14 protein-coding genes and 1 tRNA gene are annotated in these 20,949 nt (G+C 64.5%); 4 read left to right on the top strand and 11 right to left on the bottom strand.

Annotated elements, in window-relative coordinates:
• Positions 1-74 precede the first annotated feature (74 nt).
• Together WNZ15_RS01380 and WNZ15_RS01385 are read right to left on the bottom strand one after the other, a co-directional pair.
• Positions 75-1,472, bottom strand: coding sequence for a sigma-54 dependent transcriptional regulator (locus WNZ15_RS01380; RefSeq protein ID WP_342891137.1), 1,398 nt, complete (start codon positions 1,470-1,472; stop codon positions 75-77).
• Positions 1,469-3,256, bottom strand: coding sequence for an ATP-binding protein (locus tag WNZ15_RS01385; protein WP_342891138.1), 1,788 nt, complete (start codon positions 3,254-3,256; stop codon positions 1,469-1,471). The genes WNZ15_RS01380 and WNZ15_RS01385 overlap by 4 nt, the downstream gene beginning before the upstream one ends.
• 141 nt (positions 3,257-3,397) lie before the next feature.
• Between WNZ15_RS01385 and WNZ15_RS01390 the strand changes: the two genes are divergently transcribed.
• Both WNZ15_RS01390 and WNZ15_RS01395 read left to right on the top strand, forming a co-directional pair.
• Positions 3,398-4,231, top strand: coding sequence for a universal stress protein (locus WNZ15_RS01390; RefSeq protein ID WP_342891139.1), 834 nt, complete (start codon positions 3,398-3,400; stop codon positions 4,229-4,231).
• Between the two features lie 127 nt (positions 4,232-4,358).
• On the top strand, positions 4,359-7,088 hold the full coding sequence (locus tag WNZ15_RS01395; protein WP_342891140.1) for a GNAT family N-acetyltransferase: 2,730 nt from the start codon (positions 4,359-4,361) through the stop codon (positions 7,086-7,088).
• 69 nt (positions 7,089-7,157) lie between these two features.
• Here the strand turns inward: WNZ15_RS01395 and WNZ15_RS01400 are convergent, their stop codons facing one another.
• Positions 7,158-8,822, bottom strand: a complete 1,665-nt coding sequence (locus WNZ15_RS01400; protein ID WP_342891141.1) for a thiamine pyrophosphate-binding protein — start codon at positions 8,820-8,822, stop codon at positions 7,158-7,160.
• A 191-nt stretch (positions 8,823-9,013) separates the two neighbouring features.
• Entirely contained in the window at positions 9,014-9,394 is a 381-nt protein-coding gene (locus WNZ15_RS01405; RefSeq protein ID WP_342891142.1) for a hypothetical protein, read from the bottom strand.
• A 126-nt stretch (positions 9,395-9,520) separates the two neighbouring features.
• On the opposite strand from WNZ15_RS01405, the gene WNZ15_RS01410 reads away from it, so the two are divergent.
• On the top strand, positions 9,521-11,104 hold the full coding sequence (locus WNZ15_RS01410; protein ID WP_342891143.1) for an AAA family ATPase: 1,584 nt from the start codon (positions 9,521-9,523) through the stop codon (positions 11,102-11,104).
• A gap of 54 nt (positions 11,105-11,158) precedes the next feature.
• On the opposite strand, the gene WNZ15_RS01415 is transcribed toward WNZ15_RS01410, so the two are convergent.
• From WNZ15_RS01415 to WNZ15_RS01445, 7 genes are all read right to left on the bottom strand, one after another.
• Complete coding sequence (locus WNZ15_RS01415) at positions 11,159-11,479, bottom strand: AzlD domain-containing protein (protein ID WP_342891144.1); 321 nt, start codon at positions 11,477-11,479, stop codon at positions 11,159-11,161.
• Positions 11,472-12,173 (bottom strand): AzlC family ABC transporter permease, encoded by a 702-nt coding sequence (locus WNZ15_RS01420; protein ID WP_342891145.1) that lies wholly within the window; start codon positions 12,171-12,173, stop codon positions 11,472-11,474. The genes WNZ15_RS01415 and WNZ15_RS01420 overlap by 8 nt, the downstream gene beginning before the upstream one ends.
• A 130-nt stretch (positions 12,174-12,303) precedes the next feature.
• The gene (locus tag WNZ15_RS01425; RefSeq protein ID WP_342891146.1) at positions 12,304-13,131 is read right to left on the bottom strand and encodes a sulfite exporter TauE/SafE family protein; all 828 of its coding nucleotides are present in this window, start codon (positions 13,129-13,131) and stop codon (positions 12,304-12,306) included.
• A 347-nt stretch (positions 13,132-13,478) separates the two neighbouring features.
• Positions 13,479-13,988 carry a hypothetical protein gene (locus WNZ15_RS01430; protein ID WP_342891147.1) on the bottom strand — a complete coding sequence of 170 codons (510 nt, stop codon included), beginning with the start codon at positions 13,986-13,988 and terminating at the stop codon, positions 13,479-13,481.
• 137 nt (positions 13,989-14,125) lie between these two features.
• Positions 14,126-14,202, bottom strand: a tRNA-His gene (locus WNZ15_RS01435).
• 184 nt (positions 14,203-14,386) lie between these two features.
• Positions 14,387-14,905, bottom strand: coding sequence for a phasin (locus WNZ15_RS01440; protein WP_342891148.1), 519 nt, complete (start codon positions 14,903-14,905; stop codon positions 14,387-14,389).
• A 380-nt stretch (positions 14,906-15,285) separates the two neighbouring features.
• Complete coding sequence (locus WNZ15_RS01445) at positions 15,286-15,672, bottom strand: phasin (protein WP_342891149.1); 387 nt, start codon at positions 15,670-15,672, stop codon at positions 15,286-15,288.
• 261 nt (positions 15,673-15,933) lie between these two features.
• Between WNZ15_RS01445 and WNZ15_RS01450 the strand changes: the two genes are divergently transcribed.
• Positions 15,934-20,766 carry an ATP-binding protein gene (locus tag WNZ15_RS01450; RefSeq protein ID WP_342891150.1) on the top strand — a complete coding sequence of 1,611 codons (4,833 nt, stop codon included), beginning with the start codon at positions 15,934-15,936 and terminating at the stop codon, positions 20,764-20,766.
• Positions 20,767-20,949: the final 183 nt, after the last annotated feature.

A 20,949-nucleotide genomic window follows, 5' to 3' on the forward strand; every position in this document is an offset into this window, starting at 1 on the left:
TTTGACAATGTTGCAGCGCAGCTCGGCAAAATCTTGCCGACAGTCACGCCATGTCGGCGAAATTTCGCCGAAAGTCAGCCCTCGCCCGTATCCGACAGACCGGATCGGTCGCGGCTCAGGCCCAGGCGCGCCATTTTCTCGTTGAGCGTCCGGCGCGGCAGATTGAGTTCGCGCATGACGTCCAGAACGCGCCCGCCGTGGCGGCGCAACGCACCTTCGATCAGGTTGCGCTCATAGGCATCCATGAGGTCCTTCAGTCCACCGTCCACGGGCGATGGACCGGGATCCTGCCGGCCTGTCACCAACGCCTCAAGCGGCTGGGGGCTGACCGGTGCGTTGAGCACGAACCGTTCGGCCGCATTGCGCAGTTCGCGCACGTTGCCGGGCCAGGCATAGGTCTGCAGGAAAGCCTCGTCGCGCGCGCTGGCCGCCGGCGCATCCAGGCTGTAGCGGACGGCGAACCGGTTGACGAACGTATCGAACAGGAGCAGCGCATCACTGCCGCGTTCGCGCAGCGGCGGCACACGCAGTTCGATCGTGTTGAGGCGGAAAAGAAGATCCTCGCGCAGCCGGCCGGACCGGACGGCTTCCCCCGGCTCGATGTTGGCGGCGCTGATCAGGCGGATATCGACATCCACGGGCCGCGAGCCCCCGATCCGGTCGACCTTCTTTTCCTGCAGCACCCGCAGCAGCTTGGGCTGCAGGGAGGTGGGCATGGAAACGATCTCGTCGAGCAGGAGCACGCCGCCGCCGGCCGCCTCGATCCGGCCGGTCCGTCTGCGGTCCGCGCCCGTGAAGGCGCCTGCCTCGTGGCCGAACAATTCCGCCTCGACCATGGCCTCCGGCAGCGCCGCCGCATTGATGGCCACGAACGGCCCATCCTTGCGCGGGCTGAAATCGTGCAGGGCCTGGGCGATGACTTCCTTGCCGGTTCCGGTCTCGCCGATGATCAGCACAGCCGCGTCCGTGGTGGCGAAATGCAGAACCTGCCGGCGCAGCGCCTGCATTGCCGGGCTCGCGCCGATCAGCCGGCTCTCAAGCCCGGCGCTGTCCGTGAGCTGCATCTTGAGAGCGCGGTTTTCCATCACCAGCGCGCGTTTTTCGCAAGCCCGACGAACCACTTCGGCAATGTGTTCGGGATCGAAAGGCTTTTCGATGAAATCATAGGCTCCGGATCGCATCGCCTCGACCGCCATCGGCACATCGCCATGGCCGGTGATCAACACCACCGGAAGGCCGGCATCCAGCTCCCCGATCCGCCGCAGCAGTGACAAACCGTCCTCGCCGTCAAGCATCACGTCGGAAACCACGCAGCCGGCGAAGTCCCGCGTCAGGCGGGCCATGGCCTGGTCCGGCGCCGCAACTTCCTGCGTTTCGAACCCGGCCAGCCGGATCCACTGCCTGAGCGCCGCCCGCATGGAGGGATCGTCGTCCACGATCAGGACGGGAACTTTCGGAAGGGTATCTGTCATTCAGCAGCTTCGGATTTCAGCTCCGGCGAGGGGGCATGCCCGGCCTGTGCGGGTGTGAGCGCCGGCAGGGCAAGCTCGAACACAGCTCCTTTAGGGGTGTTCGTCCCGACTGACAAGCCACCGCCCAGGTCCTCGGCGAGACGGATCGAAATCGCCAGGCCGAGGCCCATGCCGCCGGAACTGGCCTTGGTGGAGAAAAACGGATCGAAAACGCGCTCGCGCAGATCGGCCGGAATGCCCGGACCGTTGTCGGAGATCCGCACGATCACCTGACCGTCCTGACGCTCCGCACACAGCGTGACGGTACCGTGGTCCTCACTCGCCGCCGCATCCGCTCCGTTGCGCAAAAGATTGACCAGGACCTGCTCGATCCTGAGGGGGGCGGTTTCGGCCTCCAGCGGGGTGTCCGGCAGATCCAGTTCAAGAGACACGCCGGTTTCCTCAAACCGGGGACGTGCGATTTTCTCCGCCACCCTGACGCATTCCCTGAGATCCGTTTTCTCGATCCGGCTTTCCCCCGGCCGGGCGAACCGCTTGAGTTCCTGCGTGAGACTGGCCATGCGCATCTGCAGGGAGTCGATTTCGTCGAGATTTTCCGCAGCCGTTTCCGTATCGCCCTTTTCCAGAAACTTGCGCGTGCCGGCAACAAACATCCTGAGGGCGGCCAGCGGCTGGCTCAATTCATGCACGACCGCCGCCGACATTTCACCGACGGCGGCCAGCCGGTTCGACCGGGCAAGCCCGCGCTGTGCCTCAAGCAGTTCCCGTTCGACACGGCGGCGCTCCTGGACTTCGTCGACGAGACGGGTGTTCAGTTCCTTCAGGCTCGCCGATTCCCGGCGCAGCAGCACCGACGCCTTGCGCAGCCTGCGGCCGCGCAGCATCAGGACGATGACCGCATAGACGAGACAGAACGTGATGGCGGCCGCCCAGATGGGCAGGACGCTCTTGCGCGTCTCCTCCACCGGCACGAGAAAATGCAGCGTCCAGCCGAGAAGACCGACCTTTGCGGTGTTGTGCCGATACGCCTTGCCGTCGATCTGAAGCTGTTCCAGAGATTGCGCGGGCTGCTCGCCCACCGGCTCCAGGCTCTGGTCGCCATATTGCCGTGTGCTCTCGATGGACCGGCGCACGTCGTCCGGCAGGGCGTCGAGCGTGCGATAGCGCCACTCCGGCTGGCTCGACAGGAAAATCACGCCGTTCGCATCGGAGGCGAACACCGTCTCGCCACCTTCGGCCCAGGCGTCCTCCAGGGGCCCCATGTCGACCTTGACCACGGCCACGCCCCTTGGCGCGCCCGCGACCGGCGTCGGCCGGGCAAGAAACAGTCCCGGCTCAAGCAGCGTGGCGCCGATTGCGAAGAACCGGCCCTCCTCACCTTGAATCGCGGACTTGAAATACGGCCGGAACCCGTAGTTGCGACCGACCAGAGACAGGTCGTCGCGCCAGTTGCTCGCGGCCAGCGTGGTCCCGTCTCCATTCATGACGTAAAGCAGATCGGCGCCGGAATTCGCCGCCATTTCCTCAAGGAAGCGGTTGGCGCTTTCGACCGGACGGCCGAGGCCGAGGGCGGCGGTCGCCCGCGGGTCCCGCGCGATCATGTAGGGCAGGTAACGGTATTTCTGGTACTCGCCCAGGATCGTCTGACGGTAGAGCGTCAGACGCTCGGCCGCCTTGCGGTCGACCCTGTCCTCGTCCAGCTCCAGAAAGAGCTGAACGACCACAAAGGCGGCGGCCACGATCACGAGCGGTGGCAGCGCAAAATAGAGCCAGCGTTTCGACATGCCCCATATTGCGCATTTTTTCCGGTGCCGCCACCTATACGGGCTTGCAGTTGATACGCGTCAAGGACGATGGTTCACTCGGTCCTTTAGATTTTTACCGAGGCCGGGTCGCCGCTTTGACACCGGCCAATGGAGAGACAGATGCCTATCAAAGACATATTGACGGTTCTGGACCTGTCGGGTGATCAGCCCGCAGCCAAATACGCACTGGAGTTCGGTCGCAATTACGACGCGCACGTGACCGGTCTGGCTGTGTCGTTCGAACCGGTCGTGCCGGCCTTCGCAGCCGCGCCGATGCCGGTCGACTACCTTCAGGCGGCACACGAACAGGCGATCGCCGCTGCGAACGAGGCGAAGAAGGATTTTGACGAGCTGGCGCGGATCGCCGGGGTCAAATGCGAAAGCCGCATGGCGGAGATCCTGACAGGCGGTCCGCTGGAAAACGTGCTGGTCAATTGCCGACCGACCGATCTTGTCGTCATCGGCCAGGCCAATCCGGACAAGCCCGAGCCGATGCGTGAGCTCCTGATCGAAACCATCCTGTTCGAAAGCGGCGTGCCGGTTCTGCTGGTGCCATACATCGGCAGCACGACCTTCCAGCCGGAAAACGTCCTGGTCTGCTGGGACGGCAGCTCAACGGCAACCCGCGCGATCCACTCGGCCCTGCCGGTGCTGGAGAAGGCCGACAAGATCACCGTGCTTGTCATCGAGAAGACAAAGCAGGCCGGCGCCGGCCAACCCGGTGCCGAAGTCGCCAACTACCTGGCCCGCCACAACATGGACGTCACGGTCGAAGTGGTCACCAACCCGCAGACAGGCGTCGCGGATGCCGTGCTCAACCACGTGTCCGACAACAGCAACGACCTTGTCGTCATGGGCGGTTACGGCCACAGCCGCATGCGCGAGTTCCTGTTCGGCGGCGCGACACGCGAAGTTCTGGAAGCCATGACCGTCCCGGTACTGATGGCCCACTAGGATCTCGCCGACCTGAATTTTGCGGTGCACAGGGCCCGCGGACCTGACACAATCGGGTCCGCGGGTTTTGTTATGTTTCCATCTGGATACCGGCTTTATCTCGGGCATTTTGAAAAGGACTGCGCAGGTGACCATTCGAAATCTGGACGGCTTTTTCGCGCCGCATTCCATTGCCGTATTCGGTCCCTGCAGGCATCCGGGTGTCCTGACGCACAAGCTGATCGACTGCCTGAAGGATATCGACGCCGGTCATCCGGTAACACTGGTCGGCTTCGACGAGGATGTCCCCTTCAGCGGCAAGACGGTCTCCGGGCTGGACGCTCTGGAAACCATGCCGGATCTCGCGATCTATCTGGCACAGGCCGAGGCGCTTCCGGACACCATCCGGACGCTGGCGGCCGGAGGCACGAAAGCCGTGCTGATCCCCTCCCCCGGCTTCGAGACCTGGCCGGACGATCTGTTGCAAGCGTGCCGGGAGGCCGCCCGTCCCACCAACCTGCGCCTGATCGGTCCGGGCACCCTGGGGATCGCGGTGCCCGCGAGCGGCCTCAATGCCCTGCTGAGCGCCGAACGGCCGGACAAGGGCGACATTGCCTTCTTCTCGCGCTCGGGCGCTGTTCTCAACGCGACCCTGTCCTGGGCAAAGGCGCATAAATCCGGTTTTTCCGCGATCGTGTCGCTCGGCGCGCGGATGGATGTCGATGTCAGCGACCTGATCGACTACTTCGCCCAGGACTACAAGACCCGCGCCATCGTCATGCATCTGGAAGGCATCGCGGTGCCGCGCAAGTTCATCTCCGCGGCACGTGCGGCCGCGCGCAGCAAACCGGTGATCGTGATCCGGTCCGGCAAGAGCCGGGACACCGGCGGCACCGGCAAGACCCATGCCGGACGTCTGGCCAGGACCGATCTTGTCTATGAAACAGTGTTCCGCAGAACCGGGTTGTTGCGAGTCCATGATCTGGACGAAATGTTCGAGGCGCTGGAAACGCTTTCCTATATCCGCGTGCCACGCTGCAACAAGCTCGCGGTCATCGCCAATGGCCGCAGCCTGGCAAGTCTTGCGGTCGACCGGCTGATGGATCTGGACGGCGCATTCGCCGACCTGGGAGCGGAAACCAGAGCCTCCCTGAAGGCTGTCAGCCGCGCCAACCCCGACCTCGACGCAACGCCGGCGGCAAGCGGTTCGGTGATCCTGAGGGAGAACGTCACGCCGGAGGAGATCACCGGCGCCATCACCACGGTGTTGAAGGATCCGGAAGTCGACGGAGCGATCGTCCTGCAGGCGGCCAGCGCATTTCAGTCCCTGTCGACGATCGCCGGAGCGATCGTCGACGCGGCGGCGGCGGACCGGCGGCGGACCGGACGGCGCAAGGCCCTGGTCGCCGGGCTGATCGGTGGCGACAGCACGGTCCGCGCGGCCCTTTCCGATGCCAGGATCCCGAATTACGCCAGTCCCGCAGAGGCCGCGCGCAGCTTGATGTATCTGGCGCATGACGCGAAATCGCGCGAATTCCTGATGGCGGCACCGCCCAGCCTGCCCAGTTCCTTCTCACCGGACACCGCCAATGCGCGCGTCATCGTCGAGGCGGCCCTCGCACAGAATCGCACCTGGCTGACACCGCCGGAAGTCGTCGCGGTTCTCACCGCATACGACCTTCCGATCATGGCGACGGAGCTGGCCGCGTCACCCGAGGAGACGGGAGAGCTGTCGCGGCCGTTCTTCCTGGTCGCCACCCACTGCGTGGCCAAGCTGATTTCGCCGGACCTTCCCTTCAAGTCCCGGATCGACGGCGTCAGACTCGGACTGGAAAGCCCCGAGGCCGTGCGCCTCGCCGCCCAAGACCTGATTGAAAAAGCCCGTCGTGACTTCCCGCAGGCCGACATCGCGGGCATTTCCGTTCACCCGATGCTGGAGGACCGGCACGGGCTGGAACTTTACATGGGACTGGCCGAAACACCGGAATTCGGGCCCGTTCTTGTCTTCGGCCACGGCGGCACATCCATAGAGGACAGCATCGACATCGCACTGGAACTGCCGCCGCTCGACCTGAACCTGGCCGAAGCCATGATCAGCCGGACGCGGACCGCGCGCCTGCTCGACGGCGGGCCGTCCCGTCCGATCCTCGACCGGACCGCGCTCAGCCAGGCGCTGGTCAAACTCTCGCAGATCACCATCGACATCCCCGAAATCCAGGAACTCGACATCAATCCGATGGTCTCGCTTCCGTCCGGCCTGATCGCGCTCGACGCCCGCATGACGCTATGCCATCCGCAAAAGCGTCCCGGCCGCACCGGCGGCTCACGCCTGGCGATCACGCCTTATCCGCAGGAATGGGAACAGACACAGACACTGAAAGACGGACGCAAAGTCTTTTTCCGGCCGGTCCGGCCGGAAGACGAGGATCTCTTCAGGGCCTTTTTCGAGGCGGTCACACACGAGGACCTGCGGCTGCGTTTCTTCGCGCCGGTGCGTGACTTCAGCCACCGGTTCCTGTCGCGGCTCACCCAGCTCGACTATGCGCGCGCGATCGCCTTCGCCGCGATCGATCCGCAGGACGGCAAGTTGCTCGGCGTGGTCCGCCTGCACGCGGACCCCAACCACCAGACCGGGGAATACGCAATCATGGTGCGCTCGGACCTGAAGGGCCTCGGCCTCGGCTGGGCGCTGATGAAACTGATCATCCTCTACGCCAGGGAAGACGGTATCGAGGTCATCAAGGGGGAAGTCCTGAAGGAAAACACATCGATGATTTCCATGTGCCAGGCCCTCGGCTTCACGGTCGGCACCTCGCCGGACGACCCCGGCGTCGCGCTGGTGAGCCTTGCCGTGGCGAAGGTTCCCGACGAGATGTGAGGACTGCCTGCTTTCCCAGAGCAAGCCACGCACCGCGCGCCCGGAAAGCAGACCTTTGAAAGCAGCGCCCTACTTTGCCTCGGCCGCCGCCCGGATCTGGCTGAGGCTGGCCGCCGGGGTGATGGCCTCCGGGTCGAGCTTCAGATGCAGGAGGGACGGCGTGCCGGCGGCGCGGGCGCGCTCGAAGGCAGGGCCGAAATCCTCGGTGCGCGCGACCGTCTCGCCGAATGCGCCATAGTTTTTCGCAAACGCCGCGAAGTCCGGATTGACCAGATCGGTTGCCGAGGGCCTGCCCGGATAATGCCGTTCCTGATGCATGCGGATGGTGCCGTACATGCCGTTGTCGATCGCCAGCACGATGATGTTCGCACCATTCTGGCAGGCGGTGCCAAATTCCTGCATGGTCATCTGCAGGCAGCCGTCGCCGGCGAAACAGACAACTTCGCGCTCGGGGAAGGCCAGCTTGGCGGCGATGGCCGCCGGCAGGCCGTAGCCCATGGATCCGGAGATCGGGGCTGCCTGGGTGCCATAGCGGCGGAAGCGGTGGAACCTGTGCAGCCAGGTGGCGTAATTGCCGGCCCCGTTGGTGCAGATCGCGTCTTCGGGCAGATGTGCTTCCAGCCAGTCCATGACCCCGGCCATCTGCAGGTCTCCCGGCGTTTGCGGCCGTGCGCCGGACCAGTCCAGATAGGCGTGGTGCGCCTTCGCTGCCGCACCCGCACCCTTGAGAGCCGCGGGCGGCTGCAGACCTTCCGCAGCCTTGCAGAAGGCGGTCGGGCTGGCGTGGATCGCCAGCGCCGGACGGTACACGCGGCCGAGTTCCTCCGCATCCGGATGAACATGGACGAGCTGCTGGCTCGGGGACGGAATGTCGAGCAGCGCATAGGACTGGCTCGGCATTTCCGAAAGCCGCCCACCCACCAGCAGGATCAGGTCGGAGCCCTTGATACGGGAGAGCAGCTCCGGATTGATGCCGATGCCCACGTCGCCGGCGTAATTGGGGTGCAGGTTGTCAAACAGCATCTGCCGGCGGAAGGAACAGGCCACCGGCAGCTCGAAACGCTCGGCAAAACGCGTGAACCCGGCAACCGCCTGTTCCGACCAGCGGCTGCCGCCGAGAATCGCGACCGGCCGCTCCGCCGCCCACAGACGTTTCTGCAGGTCGGCCATCTGGGTCAGGCCCGGATAGGTCTCGACCTGGGTCCAGGCGGGCGGCTGTTCCGCGGCGGCGCGTTCGACCAGCATGTCTTCCGGCAGGGCCAGCACCACCGGGCCGGGGCGCCCGGATGTGGCGACATGGAAGGCCCGGGAGATGAATTCCGGCACCCGGTCGGCGTGATCGATTTCAGCGACCCATTTGGCGATGCCGCCGAACATCTGGCGGTAGTCGATCTCCTGGAAGGCCTCGCGCTCGCGCATGCCGCGTTCGATCTGGCCGATGAACAGGATCATCGGCGTTGAATCCTGCGCCGCCACATGAACCCCCGCCGACGCGTTGGTGGCACCCGGACCGCGCGTGACCATGCAGATGCCCGGCTTGCCCGTCAGCTTGCCGTGTGCGTCGGCCATCATCGCTGCGCCGCCCTCCTGGCGGCAGACGGTGACCGGAATGTCCGCGTCGTGGAGCGCGTCGAGCACAGCCAGATAACTCTCTCCCGGCACGCAGAAGACGCGGTCCGCCCCATGGCGCTCCAGCGCCTCCACCAGTAATTCGCCGCCGGTCTTCTGGTCCATGCTCTCAATCCCAGTCAGAAATGCCTGGTCATTCTATAGCGTATGGAAGACCCGCCTGTCAGAACGGGAAATCAGGTTATTTGGCAATGAGATCATTCCGGAATGGAAAGACATACAAATCGAGCGCCGGTTTCCCGGCGCTCCCCTTCACGGTCGCAAGAAGATCCGCGCCGGAGTTCCGGCGGTACTGGTCAGATCGACTGCACAGTCACCACCTGGAAGGTGTGCAATTCGCCGTCTTCATCCTTGATGGAGACATATTCACCCGGATTGAAGGCATGAGCGCCGAAGCGGTAGCCCGCTTCGTCGTCATCGTCTCCGTCAATGTCGTAACGAAAGGCCCAGGATCCGCCCGGACGGTGAATCAGGTGACCGATCTCCTCTTCCTCGCCCCCCCAGAAACGACGTACTCGGCAATGGTCGCGTTCCTTCTTCCAGTGCGTGGCGTCGATGTGACCGGTCTCGTCGAGCGGTGCGGTGAATTCGTAGCCATGGCGCGCCGAGCCTTGCGGATACTCCTTGGTCCTGGCCAGGTTCAGCCTGATCTTTTTCAAACCCTGGTGGTCGCTCATGGTGCCCTCCTTTACTGACAATCCTTTCTACTTGTGCCACATCGCTGCCATCTCACATTGAGAAGGATCAAACCGGTCCGATAGTGCGTGGGGCATGCTGGCCGGGCGACAACGCGAGGACGCAACATGGTTCAGGAAAACTCCCGGAACGGGGCTCAGGACGAAAGCCGGAACGGACCCCAGGCAGAGGCCCTGAATTTCCTGACGGGTCTGGCGTCCGACGATCCGGCGCATCCGCGCGCCAGGCGGATCGACACCCATGCCAATATCGTCATCCTGGTCGGCAGCAAGGCCTACAAGGTCAAGCGGGCGGTCCGTTTTCCGTTCCTCGACTATTCGACGCTTTCCCTGCGCGAGGAGGCCTGCAAGGCCGAAATCACCTGCAACAGGCCCAACGCCCCGCAGATCTACCGCAGGGCCCTGCCGATCACGCGCGAGGCCGCCGGCGGCCTGGCTCTGGACGGTTCCGGCGAGCCGATTGAATGGGCGGTCGAAATGAACCGCTTCGAGCGGCGCGACGAGCTCGATGTCATGGCGGCAGAAAGCCCGTTACCGGACGATCTTTCCGACAGGCTCGCCGACATGATGGTGGCCGCGCACGACACTGCCCCGCTCCGTGACGGCGCCGGGTTCCACCGGGAGCTGGCCAGCTATGTGGACCAGAACGAAGCCGCCTTTCTGGAACATCCGGACCTTTTCCCCGCCGGGGACGTGCGCCATCTGACCGAAACCTCCCGCTTCGTGCTGGCGGATCTTCAGGAGCTGATCGTGCGGCGGGGCACGCAGGGCCTGGTGCGGCGCTGCCACGGTGATGCGCATCTGCGCAATATCGTGCTGATCGACGGGGCACCGGTGCTGTTCGACGCGGTCGAGTTTTCCGATGCCATCGCCACCGGAGACATTCTCTACGACCTCGCCTTCCTGCTGATGGATCTGTGGGAACGCGGCCAGCCGGGTGCGGCCAACCGGGTGTTCAACCGGTATCTCGACGCGAGCCGGCTGGACAGTCATCCTGAAGGTCTCGCCGCCCTGCCCTTCTATCTGATGATGCGCGCCGCAATCCGCTCCAAGATCGCCGCGAGCGCGGCCCTTGCCCAGTCCGATCCGGAAGACAAACGGCAGCAGCAGGTGCAGGCGCGCGCCTATTTTCGCCATGCGCTTGCCTTTCTGGAACCGTCTTCGCCGCAACTGGTGGCCATTGGCGGCCTGTCCGGCACGGGCAAGACCACGCTTGCCTGCGCCCTGGCCCCGGATTTGGGACGGGCGCCCGGGGCACGGGTGCTGCGCACGGATGTGATGCGAAAGCGCCTGCTCGGCATCGCGGAAACCGAGACGGCACCGGCAGAGGCCTATACGCCTGAAGCCTCGCGGCGCGTCTATGAGGTTCTGGACGAGAGCGTTCAGGGCGTGCTTGCCGCCGGATATTCGGCCATTTACGACGCGGTTTTCGCCGCCGAGAGCGAACGGGCGCAGATCGGTGCCATCGCGGCCCGGGTCGAAGCGGGTTTTGCCGGCCTGTGGCTGACCGCGCCGGCACATGTGCTGAAGGAACGCGTGAGCGCAAGGGCGCGGGACGCATCGGATGCGACAGCGGATGTGGTGGAGCTGCAACTCGGATACGACCTGGGGGAGATGACCTGGTCCCGGATCGACGCCGGCAACGGCAAGGAAGAGACGCTCGCCCGTGCGCGGCAGGCCCTGAACCTTTAAGATCAACCTCATCAAACAGGTTTCTATCTATTGAGGTCGGTATTAGGCGTGGCCCTACAGGCCGCCCGCCCTGAGAGCGGCGGCGGCGGCAGCGGCGAAGAAAACGGCGACATATTCCTTCCGCAGACCGATCTGTGCGAGCGCGGCCACGATCAGGCACAGGCCCACCGCCAGGCCGCCCTGCAGCACGATCGGCAGGATGGTCGAGACGATGATCGCGCCGGGCAGGGCTTCCAGCCCGCGGCGCGCGCGCGCCGTGATCGGCACCCGCCCCATGATCCAGTAGCCTCCGGCCCTGAGCGCATAGGTCACGATGGTCATGCCGAGCACGGTGATCAGGAACATCGGATCGGCGGACAGGATACCCTCAGTCATCGAGATAGGCCCCCGCGAAAGCCCCGGCGATGGCCCCGGTGAAGATGCTCCAGTAGCCGCCGAAGAGATACCAGGTCAGGGCCGCGACGGCACCGGCGACCAGCCAGCTGACCGTTTGCCGGCGGCCTTTCCAGAGCGGCACGAGAAGGGCTGCGAAGAAGGCCGGCAGGACGACGTCGAGACCGAAGACCTTCGGATCGGACACGAGGCTGCCCGCGAAATAGCCCGGCACGACCGCAATCGACCAGAGCGACCAGGTGAACAGGCCGCTGCCAAGGTAGATGCCCCAGTCGCGGGTGCCCTTGTCATAGGCCGACAGCGCCAGCAGCCAGTTGAGATCGGTCAGGACGAAGAGGGACGGATAGGTCTGCCAGGCCGGCACCTGACCGAGCCAGGGCCGCAGGCTCGCGCCGATCAGCAGCATGCGCATGTTGACCGCGGCCGTCACCCCGATCATCGCCACGACGAGGCCCCAGGTCAGCGGATCGCCATAGACTTCCATCGCCACGAACTGGCTGGCCCCGGCAAAGACCAGCGAATTCATCAGCACGGTTTCCAGAAGGCTCAGCCCCTTTTGAGCGGCCACCGTGCCGAAAACCAGTCCGAGCGCGATGATGCCCGGAGACACCGGGATGCACATCGCGGCGCCCTGCACGCAGCCTTTCCGGCTGAGGGTGACGTTTTTATCCAGCATGTCTGTCCAAGGTTTCGGAAACGGCGGGTGCGCCGTTTGGAGAGCCTTCAGTATCCTGCATTCATGGACGGGGCACCAATGAAACCTTTTGATCCACCCATCAGTCTTGCTGCTGGCCCCGCGCGTACGATCAGAAAAACACGCCGTAGATCATGCGCAGGCCCGTGACGCCCAGAAACAGGGCGAAGACCAGCTTGAGCCTGGACGGGTCGATCGCATGGGCGATCTTCGCCCCCAGCGGCGCGGACAGGGTGGACGCGGGAATGATCAGCGCGAACCCGATCAGATTGACATAGCCGAGCGAGAACGGCGGCCGGCCTTCGGCTCCCATGCCGAACCAGATCGACAGCAACGTGCCGGGCACGGCGATGATCAGGCCGATGGCGGCGGCGGTGCCGACGGCCTTGCGGATCGGATAGTTGAACAGGGTCAGCGTCGGCACGCCGAGCGTTCCGCCGCCGATGCCCATCATGACCGAGATGCCGCCGATCAGAAAACCGAGCACTTCGCGCCAGGGCGCGCCGGGCAACTGGTCGGCCAGGTGGGACCCGTCCTTGCGCAGCAGCATGTTGGCGGCCACGGCAAGCGCGACGATGCCGAACACCAGTGTCAGCGCGCCGCCGGAGATATTGCCGGCCAGGGTCGCGCCCGCGATCACGCCGAGCGCGATCGCCCACCACCATCGTTTGAGAAGGTCCATGTCGACGCTGCCGCGCTTGTAGTGGGCGCGCGCCGAGGAGGCGCCGGTCGCCAGGATCGTGGCAAGCGAGGTCCCGACGGCCACATGCATCATCACGGAGGGATCGATCTTGAGGGCGGTGAACATGTAATAGAGCACCGGCACGATGACGATGCCGCCGCCGACGCCAAGCAACCCGGCGATGATGCCCGCGACAACCCCCGTCGCCAGAAGCGCGGCGGCCAGAAGGCCAAGGGAAAGTAAACTGAGATCTTCCACGCGGGTCTCCTCATGTCGGGATGATGGCGCTGCCACCGTGTTTCCTGCGCTTAGACCAGCCCGGCGGAAATTGCCAGCCGCGTTGACGGACTAACTGTTTTCGCGGATCGGATTTATGGCTGTTTGCGACTTGAATCCGGCGGTCGATGCGGACAATGTGGCCCCGACGGGTCCGCGCCGGGGACAAGTATACCCCGCCACCGGCGCGCGATTTCCACCTGCGCAGAGGTCCGCGAGCGGGCGGATCTTCCCGATGCCGCACCGTGAAGGCGCCGTCACACGAGCCTCCCGACCGGGCGGATGCGAGCCAGGCTTGTCCGGGTCTCGCACATCCGCAGACCCTCGGTTCAGCCCGAGGGTCCGACCGCCGGCATGCCGGCCGGATCGGTCGGCTTTTCACCCGCCTCACAACCCCTGAGGGCGAACAGGGCCCGGGTGACAAGATCACCGGCCTCATTGAAGGCAACCGCGGCAACATCCGGTCCGGCAGCGCCCAGGCCTTCCGCGGCGGCCCTGATCCCGGCGAGATTGCGGTTGAGGTCCTTCAACTGGTCGTTCACCTGCCAATGGTCCTGACGATCCGGATCGGCGAGCTGCGCGCGCAGGCCGTCAATCCGTTCGTCAATCGCTTCAAGGCGCGCCTTGAGGTCCGCCGGTGTCACCTGCAGGCGCGTGAGCGCGGCTTCGGTCACGGCTCCCGCGATCCGTTCACCGGCTTCATCCACCCGGTTCAGAACCAGAATTGCCAGCACGCAGGCGGCAATGACGAGCACCGCGGTGGCGTTCACAAGGGCCAGCAGCAGCTGACCCGGCAAGCGCAACAGCCGGTCTCCGAGACCCGGTATATCTTCAGACATGTCGTTCTCCCTCCCGCTCCTGGCCTCAGCCGGGAAAGAACGCAGCATCGCACGGAACCGGTTCAGACCCGAGTCTTCACAGAGTCTCGAAGCATCCGCGAAGAGGGAGAGATGGAAGATCGGTTGTCAGGGAGAAATGGTACAGACGAGTGGGTTCGAACCACCGACCTTCGGAGCCACAATCCGACGCTCTAACCAACTGAGCTACGTCTGCTAAGGTCGTCAATCCGGCGCGGGCCCTGTTGGGCAGGGCGCCAGATGCGTGGGCGTCTTTTAAACGCGTTTTTTCCAACCGGCAAGCGTGAAATTTCGGAAAATCCGGCCTGTTGAAAAGCAAATGCCCGGGGCGTTCCCCGGGCATCCAGTCGTGTTGTCGCTCAAAAAGCGGCCAGTTCGGTTCAGTTGACCTTCAGGTCCTTGAAGTTTTTCTCCATGGCTTCCTTGACCGGTGCGGAAACGTCGGTGCCGAGCTTGGTGGCCAGCTCCTGCATTTCCTTGGTCTGGGTGCTCAGGGTGTCGAACTGCTGGCGCGCAAAGCTGGACTGCAGCTCGATGGCTTCCGCGACACTTTTCGCGGACATGATGTCCTTGAAGAAAGTGAAGGCCGCATCGGCGTTGGTCTTGGCAGCATCAACGGCCTTGTGGTTGAACTCGACAACGCCCTGGCGGGAGGTTTCGAATGTGTCTTCCATCAGGTCGGTCGCGTCTTCGGCAGCGGTCTTCACCTTGGCGTAAGCGTCGCGTGCGTTGTCAATGCCCTTTTCCGTGGCTTCACGGAACACGGACGGAATTTCCATTTTCGGCATGGCAAATGCTTCGAAATCCGGGAATGCGGCACCGGCGGGGGCAGCTTTTGCCTTGGTGGTGCGAGCCTTCGGGGCGGTCTTTGCCGATGCGGTGGTGTTGGTATCAGTCATGATCTCATCTCCTTGAGTTCGGATGCGATCATTGGTTCTGTTGTTTCCGCCGATCGTGTGCCGGCGGGCCCTGTCGTCATCCGCATCCCCTACATAAGGGATGTTATTGTGCATTGCAACATTTTTTTGCGTTGCACAATAAGTTTCCGTCGGGGAGGTCTCGGATTTTGCGGCCTTGTCGTGTCTCGACGGGTCCTGCCTCAAACGAGGTTTGAGGTCGCGACGAACACCTGAAGAGGGCCACCAGAAGAGGGCAACGGGCGACATCTCGGAAATGTCTGGGCGCAGAAAGGAAATTTACAACCGAAACACGTATTGTGCAATGCAGTAGTTTTCCTGAGGGCGCAGGGCGGATGCGCCCTGCGCGGTGTTCCGGAAAATCACTTTTTCTGGGCGGCCTTGGCGGCATCCTGAACGGCCTTGGTGGCCGAGTTGGAGAATTCGCGGGCCTGTTCGCCGAGCGATTCCATCTGACTGCGCAGATAGTCCTGCTGCAGTTTCATCATGTCCTCGACATTACCGGCCGTGACCAGCTGCTGCGCGAACTTGAATGCGGCATCGACATGCTCTTCGGCGTAGGTCAGCGCCTTCTTGTTGACATCCGCCGCGCCGACCTGAACCGCGCTCGCGCTGTCTTCCGCATTGCTGACCGCCTTGTGGGTGGCGCCCATGAAATCGTCAAAGGCCTTGCGGGCCTGATCGACGCTCTTTTCAGCGAATTCCCGCATCTGATCGGGGACTTCGAAACCTGTCTTGTCTGTAGTCATGTCGGCGCTCCTCGGGTCGACGGAAGTGATCAGGCAGCTCTCCTGAAATCCTTCCATGCCAAAAATTCGTAACACGGCGACGGCATTCGGGCAAACTTGGTCGATCGGATTAACCACGCCTTCATGTAACCCCTTTAGCAACCTTGCTTTACGTGGACGACGCCGGAGTTTGCTTGTATTAACAGACTGTTTACCACTGCAAGCAAATCCGGCGGCCGCTCACCCGTCAACCGGGATTGCAGATCCGCTTGGAGCAGAGCCATGGACCAACAGACCCAATCATTCCTGGAGCTGTCTGCCGGGGATGAACTGGTTCAGCTTGTTGCTGACAAGAGAGCCGCCTGGCTCTGGTCGGACGATGGCGCGCGCATTCTGTGGTCCAACGCCGCCGGAGCTGCTTTCTTCTCCGCCCATTCGATTTCGGATCTGGGCCGCCTGACAGCGCTCGAGCGCTCCCCCGCCCGTCCGCATATCGCCCGCATCGCGGAAGCCGGCCCGACCGACAAGTTCAGCATCGACAGGTTGCGGTTCTATCGCGGCTTGAGGGTCATGCTGCTGACCTGTCAATGCAAACGGATCGTGCTTGGCGACGGCACCGCCGCCGCGCTGATCGTTTGCGGCGACAAGGGCCTGGCGGCGACAAGGGACCCGCTCCCGGCCTTCGCCGAATTGCTCGGCTCGCAAACGGCCACCGTCTTCGTGACCTCCGCCGGGGCGGTCGTCGAGCGGATCGGCGAACTCGAAGGCACCCCCGAGGACCTCGACCTGCCCGAGGACCAGATTGCCCTGTTCGGCGCGATCGAACTCGACGGCTGTTATCACGACGGCGTTGTCCTGCAGGTGACCGACCAGCACAGACTGGTCGTGCTGGAAAACGCCGCGCTCGGCGACGAAGACGAAGACGGCGGTGAAGCCGACAACCGCCAGGCGAATGCGGACCGCCCCCAGGCCGGCACGCCCGAAGATATCGGTGCAACCGCTGTTGCCGCCGTCGCGGCATCAGGCGCCACGGCGCTTGCCGCTCCGCCGACGGACGAAACCGCGCCGGCCCCGGCGGACAACCATGACGACGCCCCCGGCGGCATGCCCGACCATGACGACGACCTTGCCGGGACCCCGGCCGACGCAGGCGAAGACCTCGAGGACGTTCAGGCACCCGAGGATGAAGGCGCACTTGTGCAAGGAAGTGACGCGAGCACCGACGCGCAGGACCGCGCTGACGAAGTGCCTGACGCCACGCCCGAGGTTCCTGGTGCCACGCCAGATCCGGTGACAGAGCCGGACGCGCCGCCTGCGTCAATCGACACCGGCAGCGATGAGACCGGCAGCGATGAGGCTAGCAGCGATGAGGCGGGCGATCCGGAGACCGATGCCGCCAGGACCGGCGTTGCGGCCGGCACCGAGGAGCCATCAACCGACCTGCCGAACGAGCCGGAAAATGTCTTTGTGTTCCAGCCGCGCAGGCGGCCGGTGCGTTTTGCCTGGAAGATGGATATCGACCAGCGGTTCACGTTCCTGTCCGATGAATTTTCAGATGTGCTGGGTCCGGCGGCAACCGATATTGTCGGGCAGACCTGGGAAGCGGTTTCCGCCAGATACGGCCTCGACCCGCGCGGCCAGATCGCCCGGGCGCTCGATCGCCGCGACACCTGGAGCGGCAAGACGGTCGATTGGCCGGTCAGCGGTGCGGCGCTGCGTGTTCCCGTGGACATGGCCGCCCTGCCCGCCTTCGACCGCAATCGCCGGTTCGAGGGATACCGGGGGTTCGGCGTCTGCCGGACCGCCGATGCGATCAGCGACCCCGACGGACCGTTGCCGGGCGCGGACCTGTCCGAGGCAGGGCCCGCCTCCGGTATCGGCATCAGCGCAAAACACGCGGCCACCGGCCCGGATGCGGAAGCGGAGGCTGACGCAGAGGCAGTGGACCAGACCGAAGATCCTCTCGGCAGCAGTGAGGACCGGCGCCTCTCGGACCCGACCGAAACCGCCTCCCCGCAGGAAGACGTGTCCGGGGTCGCGCCATCAGGCGCGGACCGTCCGGTCGCGGACCAGCCGGCGATCGAAGCCCCGCAAACCGATCAAATGTCTCCCGTGCAGACGGACGCCGGGTCAGGCGACACTGCTGCCAACGGGACCCCTGACCAAGAAACGGACAGGGAAGAGAACGAGGCCACCTCCGAGGCACGCATGCCTTCCGGCCAGGACAAGGCGTCCGACGCGGCCTCATCGCTCGAAGACCTGAAACCCGCCCAACCGGATTCATTTGCCGGCAAAACCTTTCTCGGTGCCAGCGCGGCCGCGCTGGTCGGCTCGCTTTCCCGGTTTACCGGAAAATCAGCTCCCACCGAGCCGGGCGTCTCCGGTCCGTCAGAGCCATCAGCCGCCCCGGACCCTTCCGTGAAATCCGAAACCTCTCTTGCTGCGGACGCAGGCACCACCTCTTCGGAACCCGCGGATAACGCGGCTGTGGAGGATGCGGACGATCTGCCCGGCGCCGCGCTGGACTCCAGGCTGGAAGCATTGCAGACCGGCCAGTCCGTACCGGCCGGAAGCCCGCAGGACCCGGCAGGCGCCGAGCGGCAGGACGACCTGCTCCAGTCGGAAGAGCCCCTTTCCGAAGCCGCTGACGCGCAGAGTGCGGAGATTGAAGCGGAAAACCGCGCCAGCGCCCTCATGGATACGGACGAAGGTGACGGCAATGGTGATGCTGTCGATGGTGGCGCGGAAGGCGGCCGGGACGCGGCTGAGGCCGACGAGCCGACCGGCATTTCAGGAACGGCGCCGCTCGAGCCCGCCGAGATTGAAAGTGCCGTCAAGTCGCTGGCAAAATCCTACAAGACGGCGGAAAAGAAATCCCGCGACCTGTTCGACGCGCCTCCGGGCGAGGCGGCCCCTTCGCAAACAGAGCCGGCAGATGACGGCGATACGGCTGCAGGCACCACGGACGACCCGACGGCCAAAAGTCCCGCAGGTGCCGCGACACGCCCGCCGGTGGACGCCGACAATCCGGCGAACGACGTCTTGCCGAAGGACGGGGCAGACGACGCAAGGGACCCGCCCGTGCCCGCCCTTGAAGACAGCCAGTTCGACATTGTCGATGAAGATAGCCGGATGATCGAGCAGACAGCGGCAACGCTTGACACAGCGCCTGTTCCTGGGCCTGTTCCTGCGCCCGTGCCTGACAACGTGTCGGCGGACGAAGCCGGGGCGCCGGGGACGAACGTCCCGAACGCCGGTGACACAACGGAAAAGACAACGACGGACGAGCGCGAGTTCTTCGAGGAAACAGCGGCTTTCGAAACCGAGGACCGGGCCGCCGAAGAGGCGTCCGGTGGAGACGAAACGCCGGAGCCAGCCAGGACCGGTGAAGTCATTGCGCTGGCGACAGCCAGGCCCCGTGTCGTTCCGGTCGACACCTCCAGTCTTTCCAGGCCCGAGCGGCAGGCTTTCCGCAAGATCGCCGAGGCACTCGGAGCTCGGCTGGAAGGCGACCTGGAGGATTTCGATGCTCCGGACCGGGAGGCGGAACCGGAAGAGGATCTGCCGCCGGAGGTGCCGGAAGCCGGCCCGATCGACCCGAGCCTGCTCGACCGATTGCCCATCGGGATCGCCATCGTGGATGACCGCGAAGTGCTTTACGCCAACAAGGCGCTGCTTGCCATGCTCGGCTACAGGTCGATCGCGAAACTGTCACAGGCGGGCGGACTGGAAGCGCTCTTTATCGACGACGCGGAGGAACTCCCGGACGCGGAGGACATGGACGGCGAAGTCGACGAGGCGATGAAACTGCGCCTGTCCGATGGCGGTGTGCTGAATGTCGATGCGCACATGCATTCCGTGCCCTGGAACGGCGGCCACGGGCTGATGATCTCGATTACCGAACGCAAGGGGACGGCGGCCCAGCCGGTCTCCGCTGCGGCGACGCCCGCATCGCCCAATTTCTTCGCAGAAGTGCGCGCGGAACTGGACAGCGCGCGCAACCAGATCGCCGAGATGGACACCATTCTGGAGACAGCGACGGACGGTGTCCTCGTGCTCGACCTGCACGGAACGGTCCTGAAGGTGAACGGCTCCGCCGAGGCGCTGTTCAGCGCCAGCCGCTCGGACATGATCGGCGCGCCCTTCACCGAGTTCCTCGCCCCGGAAAGCCACCGGTCCGCCGCCGACTATCTGGACGGCCTGTCGCGCAACGGCGTGGCCAGCATCTTGAACGATGGCCGCGAGGTCCTCGGCCAGATGCCGACGGGTGGTCTGATCCCGCTGTTCATGACCATGGGCCGTATCAACGGCAGCCAGGACGATGCCAAATACTGCGCGGTCCTGCGCGATATCACCCAGTGGAAAACCGCCGAGGAGGAGCTCACCGAGGCCAAGCGGCAGGCGGAGAACGCAAGCTCGCAGAAATCCGACTTCCTCGCCAAGATCAGTCACGAGATCCGCACGCCGCTGAATGCCATCATCGGCTTTTCCGAGGTGATGATGGAGGAACGGTTCGGCCCGATCGGCAACGACCGCTACAAGGACTATTTGAAGGACATCCGCACGTCCGGCTCGCACATCATGAGCCTCATCAACGATCTTCTGGACCTGTCGAAGATAGAGGCCGGCAAACTGGACCTGAATTTCTCCGCCGTATCGACCAACGACGTCATCAACGAATGTGTGGCGCTGATGCAGCCGCAGGCGAACCGGGAGCGGGTCATCATTCGGGCAAGCCTGCCGGAATCGGTGCCCGATGTGGTTGCCGATCCGCGCTCCCTGCGCCAGATCGTGCTCAACCTCCTGTCCAATGCCATCAAGTACAACCGCTCCGGCGGGCAGGTGATCCTGTCGACGGCTCTGGAAAGCAATGGAGAGGTCGCCCTTCGGGTGCGCGATACCGGCACCGGCATGACCACCAAGCAGCTTGCGGCTGCGCTTGAACCCTTCAGGCAGCTTCATACCTCCAGCCGCGGGGGCGGCACCGGCCTTGGCCTGCCGCTGACCAAGGCACTGGTGGAAGCCAACCGGGCGAGTTTTCACATCGATTCGACACCGGACCAGGGCACCCTGGTGGAAATCCTCTTTCCGACCCAGCGGGTGCTGTCGGAATGACAGACCGGCCGGACTGACCGTGCCGGCGTCTTTGCCGCGCGGCGTCTTTGCCATCCGGTATCGGGATGACCGGCGGCACGAGTGTCGCCGCTCCCCGGACGGCGGAGCGGACAGGGTCCCGGCCAGGGATCTTCCCCGAGCCGACCGGTAACACATTCGTGATCACTGCACCGGATCGCGGTT

It is taken from the genome of Roseibium sp. AS2 (assembly GCF_038900065.1).
Lineage (GTDB): Bacteria > Pseudomonadota > Alphaproteobacteria > Rhizobiales > Stappiaceae > Roseibium.